Source organism: Streptomyces colwelliae, from assembly GCF_048158785.1.
Taxonomy (GTDB): Bacteria; Actinomycetota; Actinomycetes; order Streptomycetales; family Streptomycetaceae; genus Streptomyces.
On sequence record NZ_JBLTJC010000176.1, the window covers coordinates 1 to 20,859 of the forward strand.

Here is a 20,859-nt window from a genome sequence, read left to right on the forward strand (position 1 = left end):
GCCCTATGTCGTTCGGACCGTCCCGCGAACACCGGCCCAGCGCGGGCCTGTTGACCCGGGACGGTCCGAACGACATAGGGCTCGCGGTCCTTCCAAGTCCGTCCAGGGGCAGCCCGACCAGGCCCGGCCAGGTCGGCACCGCTGCTGATTCCGGCACAGTGCCATACGTGGCTAGGACGTCCCTGAGTGGCCCCGCGCAGAGAGGACGTCCCTGAGTGGCCCGCACAGAACAGGACGTCCCTGAGTGGCCTGCACAGAACAGGACGTCCCTGAGTGGCCTGCACAGAACACGACGTCCCTGAGTGGCCTCGCACAGACCGGGGCCCCCGGCCGCAACCGCAGCCAGGGGCCCCGCACACCACACCTACGAGCGCGGTCGTGTCCGTCAGACGTTCACGCCGAAGTCCTGCGCGATACCGACCAGGCCGGAGGCGTAACCCTGGCCCACCGCGCGGAACTTCCACTCCGCGCCGTTGCGGTACAGCTCGCCGAAGACCATCGCCGTCTCCGTCGCCGCGTCCTCGGAGAGGTCGTAGCGGGCGATCTCCGCGCCGCCGGCCTGGTTCACGATGCGGATGTACGCGTTGCGGACCTGGCCGAAGTTCTGCGAGCGGGTCTCCGCGTCGTAGATCGAGACCGGGAAGACGATCTTCTCGACGTCCGCCGGGAGGCCGGCCAGGTTGACGTTGATCGCCTCGTCGTCGCCCGCGCCCTCGCCCGTGCGGTTGTCGCCGGTGTGGACGATCGTCTGGTCCGGGGTCGACTTGTTGTTGAAGAAGATGAAGTGACCGTCCGAGTAGACCTTGCCCTCGGGGTTGACCGCGATCGCCGAGGCGTCGAGGTCGAAGTCCGTGCCGGTGGTGGTGCGGACGTCCCAGCCGAGGCCTACGGTGACGGCGGTCAGGCCCGGGGCCTCCTTGGTGAGCGAGACGTTGCCACCCTTGGACAGGCTTACAGCCATTGTTGGGAGTCCTTCCCTCGTTGCGGTGCGGGCTTCGTACTGAGGACGAAGCTACCGGTACCTCTATGAACGCCAAGAGGGGTACCGAAGGTTCCAGGTGACTTTACTTTCTTTACCTGGAACGTTCGGGGTAATCGGAGTGACGTGGACCGGACAGACAGGCGACCATGGGGGCATGTCCGGTCCCTATCTCATCCGCGGCTCCGTCTCCCTGCCCGAGGCCGAGCTCATGTGGCGTTTCTCGCGGTCGTCAGGGCCGGGTGGGCAGCACGTCAACACCAGCGACTCCCAGGTGGAGCTGCGGTTCGACCTGGCCAAGACCGAGGCTCTGCCCGAGGTGTGGAAGGCGCGGGCGCTGGAACGGCTCGCCTCGCGGCTCGTCGACGGCGTCGTCACCGTACGGTCCTCCGAGCACCGGTCCCAGTGGCGCAACCGCGAGACCGCCGCCGTACGCCTCGCTGCGCTGCTCGCCGAGGCCACCGCGCCGCCGCCGAAGCCGCGCCGGGCCACCCGTATTCCGCGCGGTATCAACGAACGCCGGTTGCGGGAGAAGAAGCAGCGGTCCGACACGAAGCGGGGGCGGAACGGGCAGGGCTGGGGATAGTTCCGCGCCAGGTGCCCGTTGTCACATTTCTCCTCCGCCGTCCGTCCAGTCAGTGAAGGCGACGGACGGCGAAGAGGAGCGTGACCCATGGATGACTTCGAATTCCCCGAAAAGAACGGGCCCGAAGTGAACGGGAACGGGAACGGGGATGGTGACGGGGACGGAAACGACGGTGAATTTCTCGCCGCCCGATTCGAATCCCACCGCTCCCGCCTCCGTGCCGTCGCCTACCGCATGCTCGGCTCCTCCGCCGAGGCCGACGACGCCGTGCAGGAGGCCTGGTTCCGGCTGAGCCGTACGGACAGCGGGCGGGTGGAGAACCTGGGCGGCTGGCTCACGACCGTCGTCGGCCGGGTCTGCCTCGACATGCTCCGCTCCCGCAAGTCCCGCGCGGAGGAACCCCTCGACGCCGCTACGCCCGCTCCGGCACCCGGCCCCGATCCCGAACAGGACGCCCTCCTCGCCGACTCGGTCGGCGTCGCGCTGCTCGTCGTCCTGGAGACCCTGACCCCCGCCGAACGCCTCGCGTTCGTGCTGCACGACCTGTTCGCCGTCCCCTTCGAGGAGATCGCGTCCATCGTCGGCCGTACGCCCACGGCGGCACGGCAGTTGGCGAGCCGGGCCCGGCGCCGGGTGCAGGGCGCGCCCGCGCCGGACGCGGATCTCGTACGGCAACGGGCGGTCGCCGACGCGTTCCTCGCCGCCGTGCGCGAGGGCGACTTCGACGCGCTGGTGAAGGTGCTCGACCCGGACGTCGTCGCCCGCTCCGAGAGCGCCGTGACCGCGGGTGCCGCCTCCGTGGCGGCCGGCGCGACGAGCTTCGCCCACTTCGCCGCCTTCGCGCGGCACGCCCTGGTGGACGGCGCCACCGGCATCGCCCTGATCGTCGACGGCCGCCCCGAACGCACCCTGACCTTCACCTTCGTACGCGACCGCATCGCCGTGATCGACATCGTGACGGCCCCGGAGAAGGTGGCCCTGCTGGACGTGGTCCTCGTGGGCGACTGACGCGGGTCAACTGTGCTGGGCTGTTTCGGAGTCGGTTCGCCGCGCTCCTTCCGCCGGGATGACCAATCTCACCCCAACTGGCGTCACCGGCCCGGAAAGCCGTCCCCCCGACCTCCGCCGCCTACCCCAACTGCCGGTACCTGCCCCGGAAGTACGACAGCGGACCCCCCTCCGCGCTCCCCACCTCCGCCGTCAGCACCCGGCCGATGACCAGCGTGTGATCCCCCGCCGGGATCCGCTGTTCCGTCCGGCACTCCAGGGTGGCGAGGGCGCCGCGGACCAGGGGTGCGCCGGACGCTTCCCCGTGGACGTAGGGAATGTCGTCGAAGAGGAGACGGTCGCTGATGCGGCCCTTCATCGCGAAGCGGCCCGCGATGTGGCGCTGGCTCTCGGAGAGGACGGAGACGGCCCACAGGGGCTGTTCGTCGAGGAGGTCGTCCATGCGGGAGCCGTTGCGGAGGCTGACCAGGACCAGGGGCGGGTCCAGGGAGACCGACATGAAGGCGGTCGCCGTCATGCCGACGTCCTCGCCGACCGGAGCCTGGGGGTCGTCCGGGTCGTACGGCTCCTCGTGCGCGGTCACCAGGACCACGCCCGCGGCCAGCCGTGCGAGGGCGGCGCGGAACTCGTCGTTGCTCACCCCCACAGCATGCCCGGAGGGAACGGTCTTCGAAGTCGGCACGGTCTTCAGCACGCTCGAAACGCTAATCTCCGAGTTCCGCGCACCGCATCGGACCTTGGTACCGACAAGGTCCTAGGACCAACGGACCACGCGGCGGAACATCGTCGTGCATCATGTCCACACACCCGCACAGTTTGCGTTCAGTTAACGCACAGGGAAAAAGCAGAAACTCCACTCAATTGTTCATCTTCTGCTGTGACTTGAGTCACAAGAGGTAGTAATTGTTGACCCTGTGTACCGAGTGGGCAGCGCGCTGTGATTCAGTGGCGGGGAAGATGACCCTTGATTCACTGCGAGGTCTCGGGGGGAGGGCGAGTATGGAGACCGAGTCGGAACCCTACGTCCGTCTTGCGACCCTGCGACAACTGCACACGGTCATGGCGGACATGAACACCGCCCGCAGCCTGGCGGACACCCTTCAGACCGTCGCCGACGGCGTCGTCAACGGTCTCGGGTACGAGCTGGCCTGCGTCAACCTCGTCCGCCCCGACGGCGACCTCGTGGTCGCCGCCTTCGCGGGCAACTCCGCCGCCGAGGCACTCATCACCGGCCGCGTCGGCTCGCGCACCTCCTGGGAGCGCCGCCTCGGCATGGGCGAGTCCTGGGGCGACCTGCGGTTCATCCCGCACACCGAGGGCTGGGTCCTCGACGAGGACGACGTACCGCAGTGGTACACCGACGGCCCCGCACCCCGCTTCGAGGACGAGTGGCACCCGTCCGACCGGCTCTTCGCGCCCATGTACACCCCCGGCGTCTCCGGCGGCTCGTGCGGCGAGCTGATCGGCGTCCTGTCCGTGGATCGCCCGCGCAACGGCCGGCGGCCGGGCGCGTGGGGCCGCGAGGCGCTCCAGATGTACGCGTTCCAGGCGGCCATAGCGATCAGCAACGCCCGGCTGCGCGCCAACATGCAGCGCGCCCTGGTGAGGCTGGAGCGCGAGCAACAGGCCCTGCGCGCAAGCGAGGAGAGCTTCCGGCAGGCCTTCGAGTACGCCCCCTCCGGCATGGCGATAGCCGAGATGGGCGGCGACCAGCACGGCCGGATACTGCGGAGCAACGACGCCCTGTGCCGGCTGCTCGGCCGCCCGGCGTCCGCGATGCGCCGCTACTCCTTCTCGGACCTCGTCCACCCCGAGGACATAGGCACCCTGCTCAGAACCTCGGCGGAGGGCGGACGCGCGGAGCTCCGCCTGGGCCGCCGGGACGGCACGTACGTCTGGGTCTCGCTCCGCAACTCGGTCGTCGCGGACGCCGCCGACGGACCGCGCTTCCTCCTCTCCCACGTCGAGGACATAGAGGACCGCAAGCGCCGCGAGCTCCAGCTCGCCCACCGCGCCGCGCACGACGCGCTGACCGGCCTGCCGAACTCGGCGGAACTGCGCACCCGCCTCTCAGCCCGCCTCTGTCAGCGCCCGCAGTCCGCGTTCGCCGGCGAGATCGAGTCCATCGACGCCGCGTACGGACACGCGGCCTACGACGCGAACGGCCACGGCTTCGACTTCCGCCCCGGCGCCGACCTCCTCGACGCCTACGACCACCACGTCCACACCATCGCCCCCGAGGGCGAGCGGGACGACGGCACCAAGGGGCTCGCGGTTCTCTTCTGCGACCTCGACGGCTTCAAGTCGATCAACGACCGGTTCGGGCACAACGCGGGCGACGCGGTCCTCATCGAGGTCGCCCGGCGGCTCGGCCGGGCGGTGCGCGACGGCGACACGGTGGCCCGGCTCGGCGGCGACGAGTTCGTCGTCCTGGCCGACGGACTCGGCAAGGCCGACGCCGCCGACCTCGCCGTACGCCTGCGGAACGAGATCATCCAGCCCATCCGGGTCGACGGCCGGGCCATGCGGGTCGGGGCCAGCTTCGGTATCGGGTGGGCCCACTGCGGCATGACGGCGGACGAGGTCTTGAAGTCCGCTGACGAACGGATGTACATCGAGAAACGATCTCGTCCCAAACAGCACAGACGCGCGGGATGATCTCCAGGTCAGCGGTCTGATGCGGTCCGAGTCACCCGTTTGGACGACGCGGAGCGGGTAGGCTCGCAGTTCTCCAGACGTATCCAGACGTATCTGAAGCTGACGTATCTGCACCCGCACCTGTTGAGGAGTACCTAGGGATGACGCCCGGCAACAACGGCGCGAGCACGCCCGAGGACGACGACCCGTTCGGCTACCTCTACGCCGACGGCCAGGCCAACGGAGCCCAGCCGCCGTCCGGCGGTGGCTACGGCTACCCGGGTTCGGTCAACCGAGTGCGCCCGGTGGGCGAGCGCCAGTACGGCGGCCAGCAGGCCGCCGCCCCCACCGCCCAGTACCAGCAGCAGCCGTACGGCCAGACCGTCCCGCAGCAACAGCCCTACGGCGCCCAGCCGAACGCGAGCTACCAGGCCCCGGAGACCTTCCCCGGCGGCCCGCCCGCAGGCCAGCAGCCCCCGTCGTACAGCAACGGCGGTGGCGGCCGGGGCCGTGGCCCCAACACCAAGGGCCTGCTGATCGGGGCGATCGCGGTCGTCGCCGCGGTGGTCATCGGCATCAGCGTGGCGATGATGAACGGCAGCGACGACAAGAAGACGGACGACCAGGCGGGGTCGACCCCGTCGGCGTCGCAGAGCGCTTCGTCGAGCCCGTCGCCCAGCAGCAGCGCGTCGAGCGGGCTGGAGACGCAGACCATCGACGCCAAGGCGCTGAAGCTGGAGGGCGGCGCCACCCTGGCGTCGGACGTCGAGGGTGCCGACGCCGACGGCGGCATCTATGTGTCGGGCCTGAACGCCGTGGGTGCCTCGGTCACCTGGCAGATCAGCGGCATCCCCTCGGACGGCACCTACACGGTGTTCGCGCACTACAGCTCGACCAGCGACGACCAGCAGATGACGCTGAGCATCAACGGCAAGAAGTTCGGCAGCCCGTTCAGCCTGAAGAACTACGCGAAGGCCGCCGACGGCGACTTCGCGAAGGGCTGGACGACGAGCTACGCGTGGCCCACGCTCACCAAGGGCACCAACTCGATCTCCCTGTCCTGTGAGAACGCCGACAACTGCAATGTCCTGCTGGACCAGTTGTGGGTGAAGCAGGGCCAGGTCAAGAAGTAGCAGCCGGGCGCCGGGCCGAGAAGCGGCCGGGGCGCGTCAGGCCGCGGTGGCGTCCCCCGTCACCGCGACCCGGCCCAGCAGTTCCTCGTAGGCCGAGCGGTCGAACTCGCCCGCCACCGGCGCCAGTACGGTCGCCGCCGACAGCGCTACGGCCCGTGCCAGCCGGTCCGGCCACGGCAGCCGCTCCACCAGCCCCGACAGCAGGCCCGCGACCGCCGAGTCGCCCGCGCCGGTCGGGTTGCCGTGGACGCGGGCCGGGGGCGTCGCGTGCCAGGTGCCCTCCGGGGTCGCCGCCAGCAGGCCCTTCGCGCCGAGTGAGGCGACCACCGTGCGCGCACCCCGGCGACGCGCGTCCTGCGTGGCGCGCAACGGGTCGTGGGAGCCGGTGAGTTCGGCCAGTTCGTCGGTGTTGGGCTTGACGATGTCGGGGCGGGCGGCGACTCCCCGGCGCAGGGGTTCACCGCTGGTGTCGAGGAGAACCGGGACGCCGGCCGTTCGCGCGGTGCGGATCAGACCGGCGTACGCGCCCACCGGCACTCCAGGCGGGAGGCTTCCGCACAGGGCCACCACCGAGACCCCGCCGCCCAGCAGAGCCTCGTACGCCTCCAGGAAGGCCGACCACTCCGCCGAAGTGACCGTCGGGCCGGGCTCGTTGAGTTGAGTCGTGTCACCGGTCAGCTCGTCGACTATCGCTGTCGTGCGGCGGGTCGCGCCGGAGACCGGGACGAGCGCGTCCAACACGCCCGGTGTGCCGGTGAGTCGGTCCTGGACCACGCGGCCCGTGGCGCCGCCCGTGAAGCCGGAGACCGTCACCTCGTGGCCCAGGGCGGCCAGCACCCGGGCCACGTTCAGGCCTTTGCCGCCGGGGCGTTCGGTCACCTCGGAGACGCGGTGCGAAGCGTGCGGTCGCAACTCCCGCACCCGGTAGGTGATGTCGAGAGCGGTGTTCAGCGTCACCGTGAGGATCACCGGCCGACCTCCCCCGAAGTGTGTGTATCCGCCGTCCAGTTCGGGCTCGATCATGCCAAAGAGGCGGCGGTCCTCCCAGTCTCCCGGGACAACCGCCGCCTCAACAGCGGTACATTTCACCCCAGTTGGGGATCGACCACCCAAGTGCCGCGCCGCATCACGCCCTTGAGGTCGAACGCGGAGTCCAGCAGCACGAGGTCCGCGTACTTGCCGGGCTCCAGCGAGCCGATCTCGTCGTAACTCCCCAGCAGCCGGGCCGGGTTGGCCGAGATCGCGGCGACCACGTCCTCGACCGGCAGCCGGTCGATCGTCACCGAGCGCTTGAAGGCCCGGTCCAGGGTGAGGGTCGAGCCCGCGATGGAGCCGCCCTCCACCAGCCGTGCCACGCCTTCGCTCACCTCGACCTCCAGCGGGCCGAGCATGTAACGCCCGTCGCCGAAGCCCGCCGCGTCCATCGCGTCCGTGATGAACGCGACTCGCTCCGCACCGGCATGGTGGAACGCCAACTCCAGGGACGCGGGGTGGAGATGCGTACCGTCGTTGATCAACTCGACGGTGATGCGCTCGTCTTCGAGCAGCGCCGCGATCGGACCGGGTTCGCGGTGACCGAGCTGCGGCATCGCGTTGAACAGGTGCGTGGCGACCGTCGCGCCCGCGTCGATCGCCTCCACCGTCTGCTCGTACGACGCGTCGGTGTGCCCGATCGCCGCGATGACGCCGTGTTCGGCGAGGAGGCGTACGGAGTCGAGGCCGCCGGGGAGTTCGGTCGCGAGGGTGACCATCCTGGCCTGGCCGCGGGCCGCGTCGACCAGCTTGCGGACGTCCGCGGGGTCGGGGTCGCGGAGCAGGGCCTCGGAGTGGGCGCCCTTGCGGCACGGGGAGATGAACGGGCCCTCGAAGTGGATACCGGCGAGGTCGCCCTGCTCGGCCAGTTCGGAGAGGAGGCCGGCGCGCTGGGCGAGGAAGTCCATGTCGCCGGTGACGGTGGAGGCGACCAGGGTGGTGGTGCCGTGTTGGCGGTGGGTGTGGATGCCCTTGAGGACGTCCTCGATCGTGCCGGAGGTGAAGGAGGCGCCGCCACCTCCGTGGTTGTGCAGGTCTACGAATCCCGGTACTAGCGTGAACCCGGTGACGTCGAGTACCTGGGCGTTCTCAGGAGCGGCGCCGGTGATGCGGGTGCCGTCGATGATGAGCCGGCCGTCGCGCACGATTCCGGTCGGGAGGACCACGTTGGCACCGGACAGGATGAGGGGCGCCTTGCCGGATGCGGAGTGCGCGTCGAGTGTGGCTGGTCGCGCAGTTCCCCGCGCCCCTGGGTTGGGTGCCATTAGGGCGTTACCTCCGTGCGGTCGGTGTGGCTGAGGAGGTCCCAGGCCAGTAGGCCTGCACCTAGGCATCCGGCTGTGTCCCCTAGGGCCGCGGGGACGATTGACGGCAGCTTCTGGAAGGTGATCCGGTCCTGGACCGCCTCCCGTAGTGGTGTGAACAACGTTTCCCCCGCCTCCGCCAGGCCGCCACCGATGATGATCGTGCGGGGGTCCAGGAGGGTGAGGGCGGTGAGCAGGCCGTCGGCGAGGGCGTCGACGGCTTCCTGCCAGACCTTTTCCGCGCGAGGGTCTCCGGAAGTGACCGCCTTCGCGCAGTCCGCCGCGTCCGCCCCGGGGGCGCCGGAGACGGCCGCCCACGCCTCCGTCACCGCCGCCGCGGACGCGTACCGCTCCAGGCAGCCGGTCTGGCCGCAGGGGCAGGGGGTACCGCCCGGGCGTACGACGATGTGGCCGATCTCGCCGGCGAAGCCGTGCGCGCCCGCCTCCACCCGGCCGTCGATGCCGATCGCGCCCGCTATGCCGGTGCCGAGGGGGACGAAGAGAAACCTGTCGGCGCCCTTGCCCGCTCCTATGCGGCCCTCGGCGAGGCCGCCGGTGCGGACGTCGTGGCCGAGGGCGACCGGGACACCCAGCTCTCCGGCCAACAGGTCGCGCAGGGGTACGTCGCGCCAGCCGAGGTTGGCCGAGTAGGCGGCGATGCCGCGCTCGGCGTCGACGATGCCGGGGACGGCGACGCCGGCGGCGGACGCGGGTTCGCCGTAGTGCTCCTCGCCGTACGCGCGCAACTCGGCGGCGAAGCCGAGGATGTGCTCGACGACCGCGTCCGGTCCGCGCTCGCGGCCGGTCGCCCGGCGGGCCCGGTGGAGCAGCTCGCCCTCCGCCCCCACTAGGGCGGCCTTCATCCCGGTGCCGCCCACGTCGAGGGCGATGACATGTCTCACGGGGGACAGTGTGGCCCGTCTACCCGCGAGAGGTCTAGTCCACTTACGTGGTGTAGACCTTATGGGTTCGCGGAGCGAACGTCACGACAGCAAAGGTTGGGGATTCGGCAGTGCAGCGGCGCAGGACAGGAATGATCGCGGTGACGTCCGTACTGGGCATGACGGCGGTCCTCGGTGGCTGCGGCCTCGGCGGGGGTTCCGGTGATGTCACCCTGAGACTCGTCGCCGCGGACTACGGCGACTCGGCGTCGAACAGTTCGCGGAAATACTGGGACGGACTCGTCAAGGCGTACGAGGCGAAGCACGCGAACGTCAAGGTCGAGGTGAGCGTCTACTCCTGGAACGACGTCGACCGCAAGGTCAAGGAGATGGTCGCGGCCGGCAAGGCGCCCGACATGGCGCAGATCGGCGCCTACGCGGACTACGCCGACGCGGGCAAGCTGTACTCCACCGCCGACCTGCTCTCCATCCCGGTGGAGGCCGACTTCCTGGAGCCGCTCGCGGACGCGGGGCAGGTGAACCACATCCAGTACGGCCTGCCGTTCGCCGCGTCTACGCGCGTCCTCTTCTACAACAAGACCCTCTTCACCGAGGCCGGGCTGACCCCGCCGAAGGACTGGAGCGAGCTGGCCGCCGACGCGGAGGCGCTGAAGGAGCGGGGCGTGAAGTACCCGTTCGCGCTGCCGCTCGGGTCCGAGGAGGCGCAGGCCGAGACGATGCAGTGGCTGCTCGGCGGGGGCGGTGGCTACACCGACGACATCGGCACGTACACCCTCGACTCCACGCAGAACATCTCCACCTTCACCTGGCTGCGCGACAACCTTGTCGCCAAGGGCCTGACCGGTCCCGTCGCGCCCGCCAAGCTCAACCGCGCGGACGCGTTCGCCGCCTTCGCCAACGGTGACGTAGGCATGCTCAACGGGCACCCCACCCTCATGCAGCAGGCCGCCAAGAAGGGCGTCAAGTTCGGCACGGTCGCGATGCCCGGTCGCACCGGCAAGGCCAAGACCACGATGGGCGTCGCCGACTGGATGGCCGCGTTCAAGCAGAACGGCCACCGCGAGCAGATCGGCGACTTCCTCGACTTCGTCTACAGCGAGAAGAACGTCCTCGCCTTCTCCCGCGAGTACGACCTCCTGCCGGTGACCAACTCCGCGTCCGAGGCGATGGAGGAGTCGAAGCAGGACCAGGCCCTACGGCCCTTCCTGGCGGAACTCCCGCTGTCCACGCTCTACCCGGTCGGCAACACGTCCTGGTCCACGGTCAGCGCCGACATCAAGAAGCGGATAGGACAGGCGGTGTCCGCGAACGGCAGTCCGGGGGCGGTGCTGGGGCAGTTGCAGGCGTCGGCGACGTTGGCGGAGAGCGGTAAGTAGCGGCGAGTGCGGGGGTGCTGCGAGCAGCGTCCGGGGCCGTTGTCGGTGGCGGGGGTTACGGTGCAGGGCATGGACAAGGACCGGCCCTCGCGGCTTCCCCCGCTGGACCGGAGGGAACAGGACATCCTCGCGCTGGAGCGCCGCGGCTTCCCGGGCCCCGGCGTGAAGGAACGCGCGATACGCGAGGAGCTGGGCCTGGCCCCCGTGCGCTACTACCAGCTGCTCAACGCCCTGCTGGACGACGAGCGGGCCCTGGCCCACGACCCGGTGACGGTGAACAGGCTGCGACGGGTGCGGGAAAAACGCCGGTCGGAAAGATGAGGGTCCCGGCCGCACGGCGCTGAGCGAGGGGTGGGACCGGCGCCGCGCGGATAGGGTCGTCGACATGGGCAGCCCTCAGGACTCCACCGATCCCCTGCACACCCTGCCGACCCCCGTCACCCGCGCCGGTCGCGAGGCTCTGGAGGCGATCCTCGCCAAGCCGGCCGCTGCGGTGATCGGGCTCGACTTCGACGGCACACTCGCCCCGATCGTGCCGGACCCCGAGCAGGCCCGGGCCCACCCGGGCGCGGTACCGGCGCTGGCCGCACTCGCCCCGAAGGTGGCGTCCGTGGCCGTGATCACCGGCCGCCCGGCGGGCGTCGCGGTCCGCAACGGCGGCTTCGCGGGCGTACCGGGCCTGGAACACCTCGTCGTGCTGGGCCACTACGGCACGGAACGCTGGGACGCGGTGAGCAGCACGGTCAGCGCCCCCGCCCCGCACCCCGGGGTCGCGGCGGTCCGCGCCGAACTCCCGGGCTTCCTGGACGGGATCGGCGCCTGGCAGGGCACGTGGATCGAGGAGAAGGGCCGTGCGCTCGCGGTCCACACCCGCCGCGCCGAAGACCCCCAGGCCGCCTTCGAGGCCCTCCGCGCCCCCCTCACCGACCTCGCCACCCGCCACGGCCTGATCGTCGAACCGGGCCGCATGGTCCTGGAGTTGAGGCCGCCCGGCATGGACAAGGGCGTAGCGCTCACCGAGTACCTCCGCGAGACCGGCGCCGAGTCCGTCCTCTACGCCGGCGACGACCTGGGCGACCTCCCCGCCTTCGCCGCGGTGGAGAAGCTCCGCTCCGACGGCGTTCCGGGGCTGCTGGTGTGCAGCGGCAGCTCGGAGGTCGCGGAACTCTCGGACCGGGCGGACCTGGTGGTGGACGGCCCTGCGGGGGTCGTAGGACTGCTGGCGGCGATCGCGGCCCGACTGGGCTGAGCGGGATCGGGCGGGGGCTGTTCTGAAAAAGTGTGACACTTTCGCCGAAAGTGTCACACTTTTTCGGAGAGAGTGCTCCGGCGCTCAGCCCTGGAGCGCGTTCAGTTGCTCCATGAACCACTGGGCCGGGGGGAGTGCCGTGGCTGCGGCGGCCAACCTCTTTGTGCGTTCGGCCCGTTCCCCGGCCGGCATGGTCAACGCCTCGTGCAGGGCCGCCGCCGTGCCGATCACGTCGTACGGGTTGACCGGGATCGCGTCCTCGCCCAACTCCTCGTAGGCGCCCGCCTCTCGGGAGAGGACCAGGACGCAGCCCTCGTCGGAGACGACCGGGACCTCCTTGGCGACGAGGTTCATGCCGTCGCGGATGGGGTTCACCAGGGCGACGTCGGCGAGGCGGTACGCGGCCAGCGAGCGGGCGAAGTCGTCCTTGACGTGCAGGACGACCGGGGTCCAACCCGCCGTCCCGTACCGGGAGTTGATCTCGTCCGCCACCCGCTGCACCTCGGCCGTGTAGTCACGGTAGACGGCGAGGTCCTGCCGGGAGGGGTAGGCGAACGCCACGTGGACGACCCGCTCCAGCAACTCCGGGTGGTCGTCGAGGAGTTGGCGGTACGCCAGCAGCCCGCGCACGATGTTCTTGGACAGCTCGGTGCGGTCGACCCGAACGATCGCCTTCCGGCCCGCGCCGATCTCCTCGCGCAGCGCGACGATGCGCTCCTCCACGTCCGCCTCGTGCGAGCGGGCGCGCAGGAAGTCGGCGTCGGCGCCGAGGCCGTGGACGCCGATCCGCGTGTCACCCGGGCCCCCGGCGAACTCCGTACAACAGGCCGCGAACGCGTCCGCCCAGCGGTGGGTGAGGAAGCCGAGCCGGTCCGCGCCGAGCATGCCCGTCAGCAGTCGCTCACGGATGTCGTCCGGCAGCATCCGGAAGTAGTCCGCCGGTGCCCACGGCGTGTGCGAGAAGTGGCCGATGCGCAGATCCGGCCGCAACTCCCGCAGCATCCCCGGCACCAGGCACAGGTGGTAGTCCTGCACGATCGCGACGGCACCCACCGCCGCCTCCTGGGCCAGCGCCTCCGCGAACGCCCGGTTGTACGTCTCGTACGACGCCCACTGGCGCCGGAACTCCGCGTCGAAGACCGGCTCCAGCGGGGTCTGGTACAGCATGTGGTGGACGAACCACAGCACGGAGTTGGCGATGCCGTTGTACGCGTCGGCGTGCACGTCGGCCGGGATGTCCAGCATCCGTACGCCGTCCTCGCCGACCCCGCGCCGTACGGCCTCGCGGTCGCCGTCGGACAGCGCCGAGCACACCCACAGCGCCCCCGCGTCCGGCCCGATGGCCGACAGCCCGGACACCAGCCCGCCGCCACCCCGCCTGGCGCGCAGCGAACCGTCGTCGCCCACCTCGTACGAGACGGGACCGCGATTGGACGCGACGAGCACCTGAGCAGCACCGCGAGGGGGCGTGGAAGCCGTAGAAGCCGTGGAAGCCATACGCCACAACCTAGCCCGGCCCGGAAACGCTCAAACGTACGGACGGCCGTCGGCGGACTGTATGAGTCCGTATACGACCGTCCGTGAGCGTCTGTAACTGTGCGGTTATGCGACCTTGCGTGACTGGTACTCGGTGATGTCCGCCATCGGCGGGCGTTCCTCCGTGTCCACGGAGTACGTGCGCGGCTCGAAGCCGTCCGGACCCCGCTCGAACTGGGTCAGGGACGGCCGGATGAGGTGACCGCGGGCCAGCCTCAGCTGTGCCGTGCGGTAGATCTGCGCGGCCATCCGGCCCAGGGCCTGCCCGTCCTGGTGCCGGTGCTTGCGCACGCCCACGTCGACCTGGGCGAGGGCGTCCAGGCCCACCAGGTGCAGCGCGTCGACGAGCATGCCCAGCTCGATGCCGTACCCGACGGGGAACGGCAGTTGTTCGAGCAGGGAGCGGCGGGCCGCGTACTCGCCGCCGAGCGGCTGCACGAAACCGGCCAGCTGCGGCCAGTGCATGTTCAGCAGCGGGCGGGCCATCATCTCGGTGACCCGGCCGCCCTGGCCGGCCGCGCCGCCGAGCGGGCGGTCGTACATCGCCTTGACGAGGTCGACGCCGGGGTCGGTGAGCAGCGGGCCCACGATCCCGGTGACGAAGTCGGAGGAGAACTCCTTCAGGTCCGCGTCGACGAAGGCGACGATGTCGCCGCTGGTGACCAGCAGCGAGCGCCACAGCACCTCGCCCTTGCCGGGCACGGCGGGTATGCGGGGCAGGATGTCGTCACGGTGCACGACCCGGGCGCCCGCCGCGGCGGCCACCTCGGAGGTGCGGTCGGTGGACCCGGAGTCGACGACGACGATCTCGTCGACGAGCGGGACCTGCTGCATGAGGTCGTGACGGATGATCGCGACGATCTCGCCGACCGTCGCTTCCTCGTTGAGCGCGGGCAGCACGACGGACACCGACTGGCCCGTACGGTGCTTCGCGGCCAGGATCTTGTGGAGCGGCCGGTCGGTCATGGACCAGGAGCGGGTGCTCAGCCAGTGCTCGACTTCCTTCAGCACGTTGCGCGGCTCCTCTGCGTTCTCTCGGCGAGTAGTGGTCACGTTGTGTGTGTGATCCATCTCGCGGTTCGGACGGCTCACTCAACTGTCCTGGCCTTCGGTTACAGTCTTGAACAACGCTGATGACCATCGCATGTCGGGGGTCGTCAACGCTCACGCAAGTGACACAACCGCATACACAACTGAACACCGCTCATCCAGAGGGGCAGAGGGATACGGCCCGATGAAGCCCCGGCAACCCTCCAGCCGGTCTTGGCACGCAGCTACACGCTGACGTGGTGAGGCTCCCGGCTCGGGAAGGTGCCAAATCCGTCTCACGGCGAGATGCGTCGTGAGGAAGATGAGGAGAAAGGGCCTCCCCTCCATGGCTGCGCAGACTGTCGCAAGCACCACGAACTCCACGAACACGGACACGAACTCCGCGAACGCCGTCGATCTCGGCCCCGCCACCGCGCTGTCCTGCCGCGAGTGCGGACACCGCGTCCCGCTCGGTCCGGTCTTCGCCTGCGAGGAGTGTTTCGGCCCGCTGGAGATCGCCTACGACTTCTCGGCCTACGACACCGAAGAGCTCCGCAAGCGCATCGAAGCGGGCCCCGCGAACATCTGGCGTTACGCGCCCCTGCTGCCCGTCCCCGCCGACGTGGCCGACAAGCCGAACATCAACCCCGGCTGGACCAAGCTCGTCCAGGCCGACAACCTCGCCCGCGAACTGGGCGTCGACGCGGGCAAGTTGTTCGTCAAGGACGACTCCGGCAACCCGACGCACTCCTTCAAGGACCGCGTCGTCGCCCAGGCCATCGAGGCCGCCCGCGCCTTCAACTTCACCACCCTCTCCTGCTCCTCCACCGGCAACCTCGCCGGCGCCGTCGGTGCCGCCGCCGCCCGGGCCGGCTTCCGCTCCTGCGTGTTCATCCCGCACGACCTGGAGCAGGGCAAGGTCGTCATGGCCGCGATCTACGGCGGCGAGCTCGTCGGCATCGAGGGCAACTACGACGACGTGAACCGCTTCTGCTCCGAGCTGATCGGTGACCCGGCGGGCGAGGGCTGGGGGTTCGTCAACGTCAACCTGCGGCCGTACTACGCCGAGGGCTCCAAGACGCTCGCGTACGAGATCTGCGAGCAGCTGGGGTGGCAGCTCCCGGACCAGCTGGTCGTACCGATCGCCTCCGGATCGCAGCTCACGAAGATCGACAAGGGCTTGCAGGAGCTGATCAAGCTCGGGCTCGTCGAGGACAAGCCGTACAAGATCTTCGGCGCGCAGGCGGAGGGGTGTTCGCCGGTTTCCGTCGCGTACAAGGCCGGGCATGACGTCGTACGGCCGCAGAAGCCCAACACCATCGCGAAGTCGCTGGCGATCGGGAACCCGGCGGATGGTCCTTATGTGCTGGACATCGCCCGGCGGACCGGTGGGGCTGTCGAGGACGTCAACGACGAGCAGGTTGTCGACGCGATCAAGTTGCTGGCGCGGACCGAGGGGATCTTTGCGGAGACCGCGGGTGGGGTGACCGTTGGTGTGGCGAAGAAGCTGATCGAGAACGGGCTGTTGGACCCGACCCTCACGACGGTGGTCCTCAACACGGGCGACGGGCTCAAGACGTTGGATGCGGTTGCCGGTACTGGGCTCACCGCGACGATTCGCCCGAGTCTTGAGTCGTTCAGGGAAGCTGGACTCGCGTCCTAGCGTCGTTGTCGTCTGCGGGCCCGGTGGGGGCTGGTCGCGCAGTTCCCCGCGCCCCTAAAAGCAAAAGCCGCACCTGACCGGAGGTCATCAGCATGAGCGTTAGTGTCCGCATCCCTACCATTCTCCGCACCTATACCGGCGGGCAGGCCGAGGTGACCGCCGAAGGTGCCACCCTCGCCGAGGTCATCAGCGACCTTGAGAAGAACCACACGGGGATCTCTGCCCGCGTACTCGACGATCAGGGCAAGCTGCGGCGGTTCGTCAACGTGTATGTGAACGATGACGACGTGCGGTTCGAGCAGGGGCTGGAGACGGCCACTCCGGACGGGGCCGGGGTGTCGATCATTCCGGCCGTCGCCGGTGGCTGATAATTACCCTCGGTAACGCCGATTACCAAGAGTTCATAGAATTGCCCCCTCCGTGAGAGAAGCGGAGGGGGCAATTCTGTAGGGTTGAGCGGGGTACAGTTGGGGAACCCGCTCCACTCCGCATGCCGGACGCATATGAGTACCGGCTCCGCGTGCGATGAGAAGTAGCCAAAGTGTGCAGACCTTTTGCGCGTTATGTTCCCTTTATCGGGCCCGACTTGCCCTGAAGTCGGACGAATTCTCCGTAAATTCCCGACCGGTCCTGCCCTGAATTCTCGTCTGATTGACCTGTTGCAGACGGCAGTTGGACAGATACATTCGGCCGCGGTCGACGCGTTCCGGCGCACGCCCCCAAACCTGTGGGGGGTGAGGTCTGACCCGGATCCGCGAAGTGCGGGTCCGTGCAAGGGCCAGTAATAGGGGAGTTAGGCATGGCTCAGGGCACCGTCAAATGGTTCAACGCGGAGAAGGGGTACGGCTTCATCGCGGTCGACGGTGGTGCGGATGTTTTCGTCCACTACAGCGCGATTCAGATGGACGGCTACCGCACCCTGGAAGAGGGTCAGCGGGTCGATTTCGAGATCTCGCAGGGTCAGAAGGGGCCGCAGGCGGACATGGTCCGGCTCGCGACCAGCTGAAGCACGCGCCGACGAACAGCAGCGACGTTCTTCGTTCCTCACCGAAGGGCTCGTACTCCTGGGGGGTCACCTCCTGGGGTACGGGCCCTTCGTCATGCCCGGAGCCGGAGGTCGGAGCGGGGCCGGCGCGGGGGCTGGAGCGGGGGTCGGAGTGGGTGCCAGAACCTGGGAGCCGCTTGCACTCGACCATGCCGAGTGCTAATCATTGGCGTTAGCACTCTGAAGGTGAGAGTGATAACGAAGGACCGGGTCGGTGAGGCCCGCAGGCCAGGTGGTGCAAGGAACCACGGGGCAGGCAGGCCGTCCGTCGCGGGCGCCAGCGCGGTCCGGAGCAATCCACCCCAGTCCGGGAGGACCACTTCACATGGCCAAGATCATCGCGTTCGACGAGGAGGCACGGCGCGGTCTCGAGCGCGGGATGAACCAGCTCGCCGACGCCGTCAAGGTCACCCTTGGCCCCAAGGGCCGCAACGTCGTCCTCGAGAAGAAGTGGGGCGCCCCCACGATCACCAACGATGGTGTTTCCATCGCCAAGGAGATCGAGCTCGAGGACCCGTACGAGAAGATCGGCGCCGAGCTGGTCAAGGAAGTCGCCAAGAAGACGGACGACGTCGCCGGTGACGGTACGACCACCGCGACCGTCCTCGCCCAGGCCCTCGTCAAGGAGGGTCTGCGCAACGTAGCCGCGGGCGCCAACCCGATGGCCCTCAAGCGCGGTATCGAGAAGGCCGTCGAGGCCGTCTCCGGTGCCCTGCTGGAGCAGGCCAAGGACGTGGAGACCAAGGAGCAGATCGCTTCTACGGCCTCCATCTCCGCCGCCGACACCCAGATCGGCGAGCTCATCGCCGAGGCGATGGACAAGGTCGGCAAGGAAGGCGTCATCACCGTCGAGGAGTCCCAGACCTTCGGTCTTGAGCTTGAGCTCACCGAGGGTATGCGCTTCGACAAGGGCTACATCTCGGCGTACTTCGCCACCGACATGGAGCGTATGGAGGCCGTCCTCGACGACCCGTACATCCTGATCGCCAACTCGAAGATCGCCAACGTCAAGGACCTGCTCCCGCTCCTGGAGAAGGTCATGCAGTCGGGCAAGCCGCTGCTGATCATCGCCGAGGACGTCGAGGGCGAGGCCCTGTCCACGCTGGTCGTCAACAAGATCCGCGGCACCTTCAAGTCCGTCGCCGTCAAGGCTCCGGGCTTCGGTGACCGTCGCAAGGCCATGCTCGGCGACATCGCCATCCTCACGGGCGGCGAGGTCATCTCCGAGGAGGTCGGCCTCAAGCTGGAGAACGCGACCGTGGACCTGCTGGGTCGCGCTCGCAAGGTCGTCATCACCAAGGACGAGACGACGATCGTCGACGGCTCGGGCTCGGCGGACCAGGTTGCCGGTCGCGTCAACCAGATCCGCGCCGAGATCGAGAACAGCGACTCGGACTACGACCGCGAGAAGCTCCAGGAGCGCCTCGCCAAGCTCGCGGGTGGCGTCGCCGTCATCAAGGCGGGCGCGGCCACCGAGGTCGAGCTCAAGGAGCGCAAGCACCGCATCGAGGACGCCGTTCGCAACGCGAAGGCGGCCGTCGAGGAGGGCATCGTCGCCGGTGGCGGCGTCGCGCTCATCCAGGCCGGTCACGTCTTCGAGAAGCTCGAGCTCGAGGGTGACGAGGCCACCGGTGCCGCGATCGTCAAGCTGGCGCTCGAGGCCCCGCTGAAGCAGATCGCCGTCAACGGTGGTCTCGAAGGCGGAGTCGTCGTCGAGAAGGTCCGCAACCTGCCCATCGGTCACGGCCTCAACGCCGCGTCCGGTGAGTACGTGGACATGATCGCCGAGGGCATCATCGACCCGGCGAAGGTCACGCGCTCTGCCCTGCAGAACGCCGCGTCCATCGCCGCGCTGTTCCTCACCACCGAGGCCGTCATCGCCGACAAGCCCGAGAAGGCCGGTGCCGGCGCGGGCGCCGGCGGCGGCATGCCGGGCGGTGACATGGACTTCTGATCGACCTCTGGTTGATCAACGGTCTTACCGAGGGCGGTACTTCCTGTTCCGACAGGGGGTGCCGCCCTCGGGCGTGTCCGGGATCACAGGCCGAGGTGGGGGACGGTCGGAATGAGGGGCTTGGCCGGAAGGTTGTTGTTGACGCATGATCGATGCATACGCACATACCGGCTGGTACCCGATATCCGGTGCCTGGTATCCCGAGGAGCCCCCACACGTGTCTACGACCGCCCCCGCATCCCGAGCGGCCGAAGTCCTCGACCGCCCGATCACCCTCAACGGCCTGACCGTCCCGAACCGGATCGTGATGGCGCCGATGACCCGGCAGTTCTCGCCGGGCGGCATCCCCGGTGAGGACGTGGTCGGGTACTACTCCCGCCGCGCCGCCGCGGGCGTCGGCCTCATCGTCACCGAGGGCACCTACGTCGGCCACGAATCGGCCGGGCAGAGCGACGACATCCCGCGCTTCCACGGCGAGGAGCAGCTCGTCGGCTGGGCGAAGGTCGCCGAGGGCGTGCACGCGGCGGGCGGCACGATCGTGCCGCAGCTGTGGCACATCGGCATGGTCCGCGAGCAGGGCCAGCCGCCCTACGCCGAGGCCCCTGCGGTCGGCCCCTCCGGGCTGCGCATCGGCAGCGACGAGGTCACCGGTACGGCCATGACGCAGCGGGACCTGGACGACGTCATCGGCGCGTTCGCCGAGGCCGCGGCCGCGGCGGAGCGGATCGGCTTCGACGGGGTCGAGCTGCACGGCGCGCACGGCTATCTCCTCGACCAGTTCCTCTGGGCGGGCACCAACCGTCGTACGGACGCCTACGGCGGTGACGCGGTCGCCCGTACGAAGTTCGCGGCGGAGATCGTGGCGGCGGTCCGGGAGACCGTGTCCCCGGAGTTCCCGATCATCTTCCGTTACTCGCAGTGGAAGCAGGACGTCTACCGTGCCCGTCTCGCCGAGACGCCGGAGGAGCTGGAGGCGATCCTGACCCCGCTCGCGGCGGCCGGTGTCGACGTCTTCCACGCGTCCACCCGTCGTTACTGGCTCCCCGAGTTCGAGGACACCGGCTCCGACCTCAACCTTGCCGGCTGGACCAAGAAGCTCACCGGCAAGCAGACCATCACGGTCGGCTCGGTCGGCCTCGACGGGGACTTCCTCAAGGGGTTCCGGGGTGAGGGTGCTCCGGTCAAGGGCATCGACGATCTCCTCGACAGCCTGGAGCGGGACGAGTTCGACATGGTGGCGGTGGGGCGTGCGCTTCTCCAGGACCCGGAGTGGGCGGCGAAGCTGCTCGCGGGGCGGGTGGAGGAGCTGGCGCCTTATGACGCGGCGGCGCTGAAGTCGCTGAGCTGAGCGCTGAGTTGTGGGTGCGGGTCGGTGGGGGTGACCGTCCCTGGGGGCTGCGCCCCCAGACCCCCATCGGCCCTGAAG

The 20,859-nt window shown here is 69.4% G+C and carries 19 protein-coding genes and 1 riboswitch; of the genes, 12 read left to right on the forward strand and 7 right to left on the reverse strand.

Going from position 1 to position 20,859, the window contains the following annotated elements:
* Positions 1-385 precede the first annotated feature (385 nt).
* Positions 386-961, reverse strand: a complete 576-nt coding sequence (locus tag ACNFOC_RS30810; protein WP_019057183.1) for a TerD family protein — start codon at positions 959-961, stop codon at positions 386-388.
* 175 nt (positions 962-1,136) lie between these two features.
* Between ACNFOC_RS30810 and arfB the strand changes: the two genes are divergently transcribed.
* Positions 1,137-1,565 (forward strand): alternative ribosome rescue aminoacyl-tRNA hydrolase ArfB, encoded by a 429-nt coding sequence (gene arfB, locus ACNFOC_RS30815; RefSeq protein WP_416962329.1) that lies wholly within the window; start codon positions 1,137-1,139, stop codon positions 1,563-1,565.
* An 87-nt stretch (positions 1,566-1,652) separates the two neighbouring features.
* Positions 1,653-2,573, forward strand: a complete 921-nt coding sequence (locus tag ACNFOC_RS30820; RefSeq protein ID WP_416962330.1) for a sigma-70 family RNA polymerase sigma factor — start codon at positions 1,653-1,655, stop codon at positions 2,571-2,573.
* A gap of 121 nt (positions 2,574-2,694) precedes the next feature.
* On the opposite strand, the gene ACNFOC_RS30825 is transcribed toward ACNFOC_RS30820, so the two are convergent.
* Positions 2,695-3,267 (reverse strand): flavin reductase family protein, encoded by a 573-nt coding sequence (locus ACNFOC_RS30825; protein WP_416962331.1) that lies wholly within the window; start codon positions 3,265-3,267, stop codon positions 2,695-2,697.
* 305 nt (positions 3,268-3,572) lie between these two features.
* Here ACNFOC_RS30825 and cdgB point away from each other — a divergent pair, with 305 nt between their 5' ends.
* Positions 3,573-5,231: a diguanylate cyclase CdgB gene (gene cdgB, locus ACNFOC_RS30830; protein WP_416962332.1), complete on the forward strand. Its 1,659-nt coding sequence runs from the start codon at positions 3,573-3,575 to the stop codon at positions 5,229-5,231.
* 140 nt (positions 5,232-5,371) lie between these two features.
* On the forward strand, positions 5,372-6,343 hold the full coding sequence (locus ACNFOC_RS30835) for a carbohydrate-binding protein (RefSeq protein ID WP_416962333.1): 972 nt from the start codon (positions 5,372-5,374) through the stop codon (positions 6,341-6,343).
* Positions 6,344-6,379: 36 nt separating this feature from the next.
* Here the strand turns inward: ACNFOC_RS30835 and ACNFOC_RS30840 are convergent, their stop codons facing one another.
* The 3 genes from ACNFOC_RS30840 to ACNFOC_RS30850 all read right to left on the reverse strand — a co-directional run bounded on the left by ACNFOC_RS30840 (position 6,380) and on the right by ACNFOC_RS30850 (position 9,581).
* Positions 6,380-7,312 (reverse strand): 1-phosphofructokinase family hexose kinase, encoded by a 933-nt coding sequence (locus ACNFOC_RS30840; protein WP_416962343.1) that lies wholly within the window; start codon positions 7,310-7,312, stop codon positions 6,380-6,382.
* A 116-nt stretch (positions 7,313-7,428) separates the two neighbouring features.
* Positions 7,429-8,559 (reverse strand): N-acetylglucosamine-6-phosphate deacetylase, encoded by a 1,131-nt coding sequence (gene nagA, locus ACNFOC_RS30845; RefSeq protein WP_521985592.1) that lies wholly within the window; start codon positions 8,557-8,559, stop codon positions 7,429-7,431.
* An 80-nt stretch (positions 8,560-8,639) separates the two neighbouring features.
* Positions 8,640-9,581 carry an ROK family protein gene (locus tag ACNFOC_RS30850; RefSeq protein WP_416962335.1) on the reverse strand — a complete coding sequence of 314 codons (942 nt, stop codon included), beginning with the start codon at positions 9,579-9,581 and terminating at the stop codon, positions 8,640-8,642.
* Between the two features lie 110 nt (positions 9,582-9,691).
* Here ACNFOC_RS30850 and ACNFOC_RS30855 point away from each other — a divergent pair, with 110 nt between their 5' ends.
* The 3 genes from ACNFOC_RS30855 (at position 9,692) to otsB (ending at position 12,206) form a co-directional block, all read left to right on the forward strand.
* A complete protein-coding gene (locus ACNFOC_RS30855) occupies positions 9,692-10,957 on the forward strand; it encodes an extracellular solute-binding protein (protein WP_521985586.1) in 1,266 nt (421 codons plus the stop codon).
* 69 nt (positions 10,958-11,026) lie between these two features.
* Positions 11,027-11,278, forward strand: coding sequence for a DUF3263 domain-containing protein (locus ACNFOC_RS30860; RefSeq protein ID WP_416962337.1), 252 nt, complete (start codon positions 11,027-11,029; stop codon positions 11,276-11,278).
* 64 nt (positions 11,279-11,342) lie between these two features.
* Complete coding sequence (otsB, locus tag ACNFOC_RS30865; protein ID WP_416962338.1) at positions 11,343-12,206, forward strand: trehalose-phosphatase; 864 nt, start codon at positions 11,343-11,345, stop codon at positions 12,204-12,206.
* Between the two features lie 84 nt (positions 12,207-12,290).
* Here the strand turns inward: otsB and ACNFOC_RS30870 are convergent, their stop codons facing one another.
* Together ACNFOC_RS30870 and ACNFOC_RS30875 are read right to left on the reverse strand one after the other, a co-directional pair.
* Positions 12,291-13,703: an alpha,alpha-trehalose-phosphate synthase (UDP-forming) gene (locus tag ACNFOC_RS30870; RefSeq protein ID WP_416962339.1), complete on the reverse strand. Its 1,413-nt coding sequence runs from the start codon at positions 13,701-13,703 to the stop codon at positions 12,291-12,293.
* A gap of 105 nt (positions 13,704-13,808) precedes the next feature.
* Positions 13,809-14,753 (reverse strand): glucosyl-3-phosphoglycerate synthase, encoded by a 945-nt coding sequence (locus tag ACNFOC_RS30875; protein ID WP_416962340.1) that lies wholly within the window; start codon positions 14,751-14,753, stop codon positions 13,809-13,811.
* A gap of 190 nt (positions 14,754-14,943) precedes the next feature.
* Positions 14,944-15,100: riboswitch (SAM riboswitch) on the forward strand.
* Positions 15,101-15,117: 17 nt separating this feature from the next.
* Here ACNFOC_RS30875 and thrC point away from each other — a divergent pair.
* The 5 genes from thrC (at position 15,118) to ACNFOC_RS30900 (ending at position 20,781) form a co-directional block, all read left to right on the forward strand.
* Positions 15,118-16,434 carry a threonine synthase gene (gene thrC, locus ACNFOC_RS30880; protein ID WP_416962341.1) on the forward strand — a complete coding sequence of 439 codons (1,317 nt, stop codon included), beginning with the start codon at positions 15,118-15,120 and terminating at the stop codon, positions 16,432-16,434.
* Between the two features lie 92 nt (positions 16,435-16,526).
* A complete protein-coding gene (locus ACNFOC_RS30885; RefSeq protein WP_328682262.1) occupies positions 16,527-16,802 on the forward strand; it encodes a MoaD/ThiS family protein in 276 nt (91 codons plus the stop codon).
* A 431-nt stretch (positions 16,803-17,233) separates the two neighbouring features.
* Entirely contained in the window at positions 17,234-17,440 is a 207-nt protein-coding gene (locus ACNFOC_RS30890; protein WP_019057200.1) for a cold-shock protein, read from the forward strand.
* A gap of 364 nt (positions 17,441-17,804) precedes the next feature.
* Positions 17,805-19,433 (forward strand): chaperonin GroEL, encoded by a 1,629-nt coding sequence (groL, locus tag ACNFOC_RS30895; protein ID WP_033281228.1) that lies wholly within the window; start codon positions 17,805-17,807, stop codon positions 19,431-19,433.
* A gap of 217 nt (positions 19,434-19,650) precedes the next feature.
* Positions 19,651-20,781, forward strand: a complete 1,131-nt coding sequence (locus tag ACNFOC_RS30900; protein ID WP_416962342.1) for an NADH:flavin oxidoreductase — start codon at positions 19,651-19,653, stop codon at positions 20,779-20,781.
* Positions 20,782-20,859: the final 78 nt, after the last annotated feature.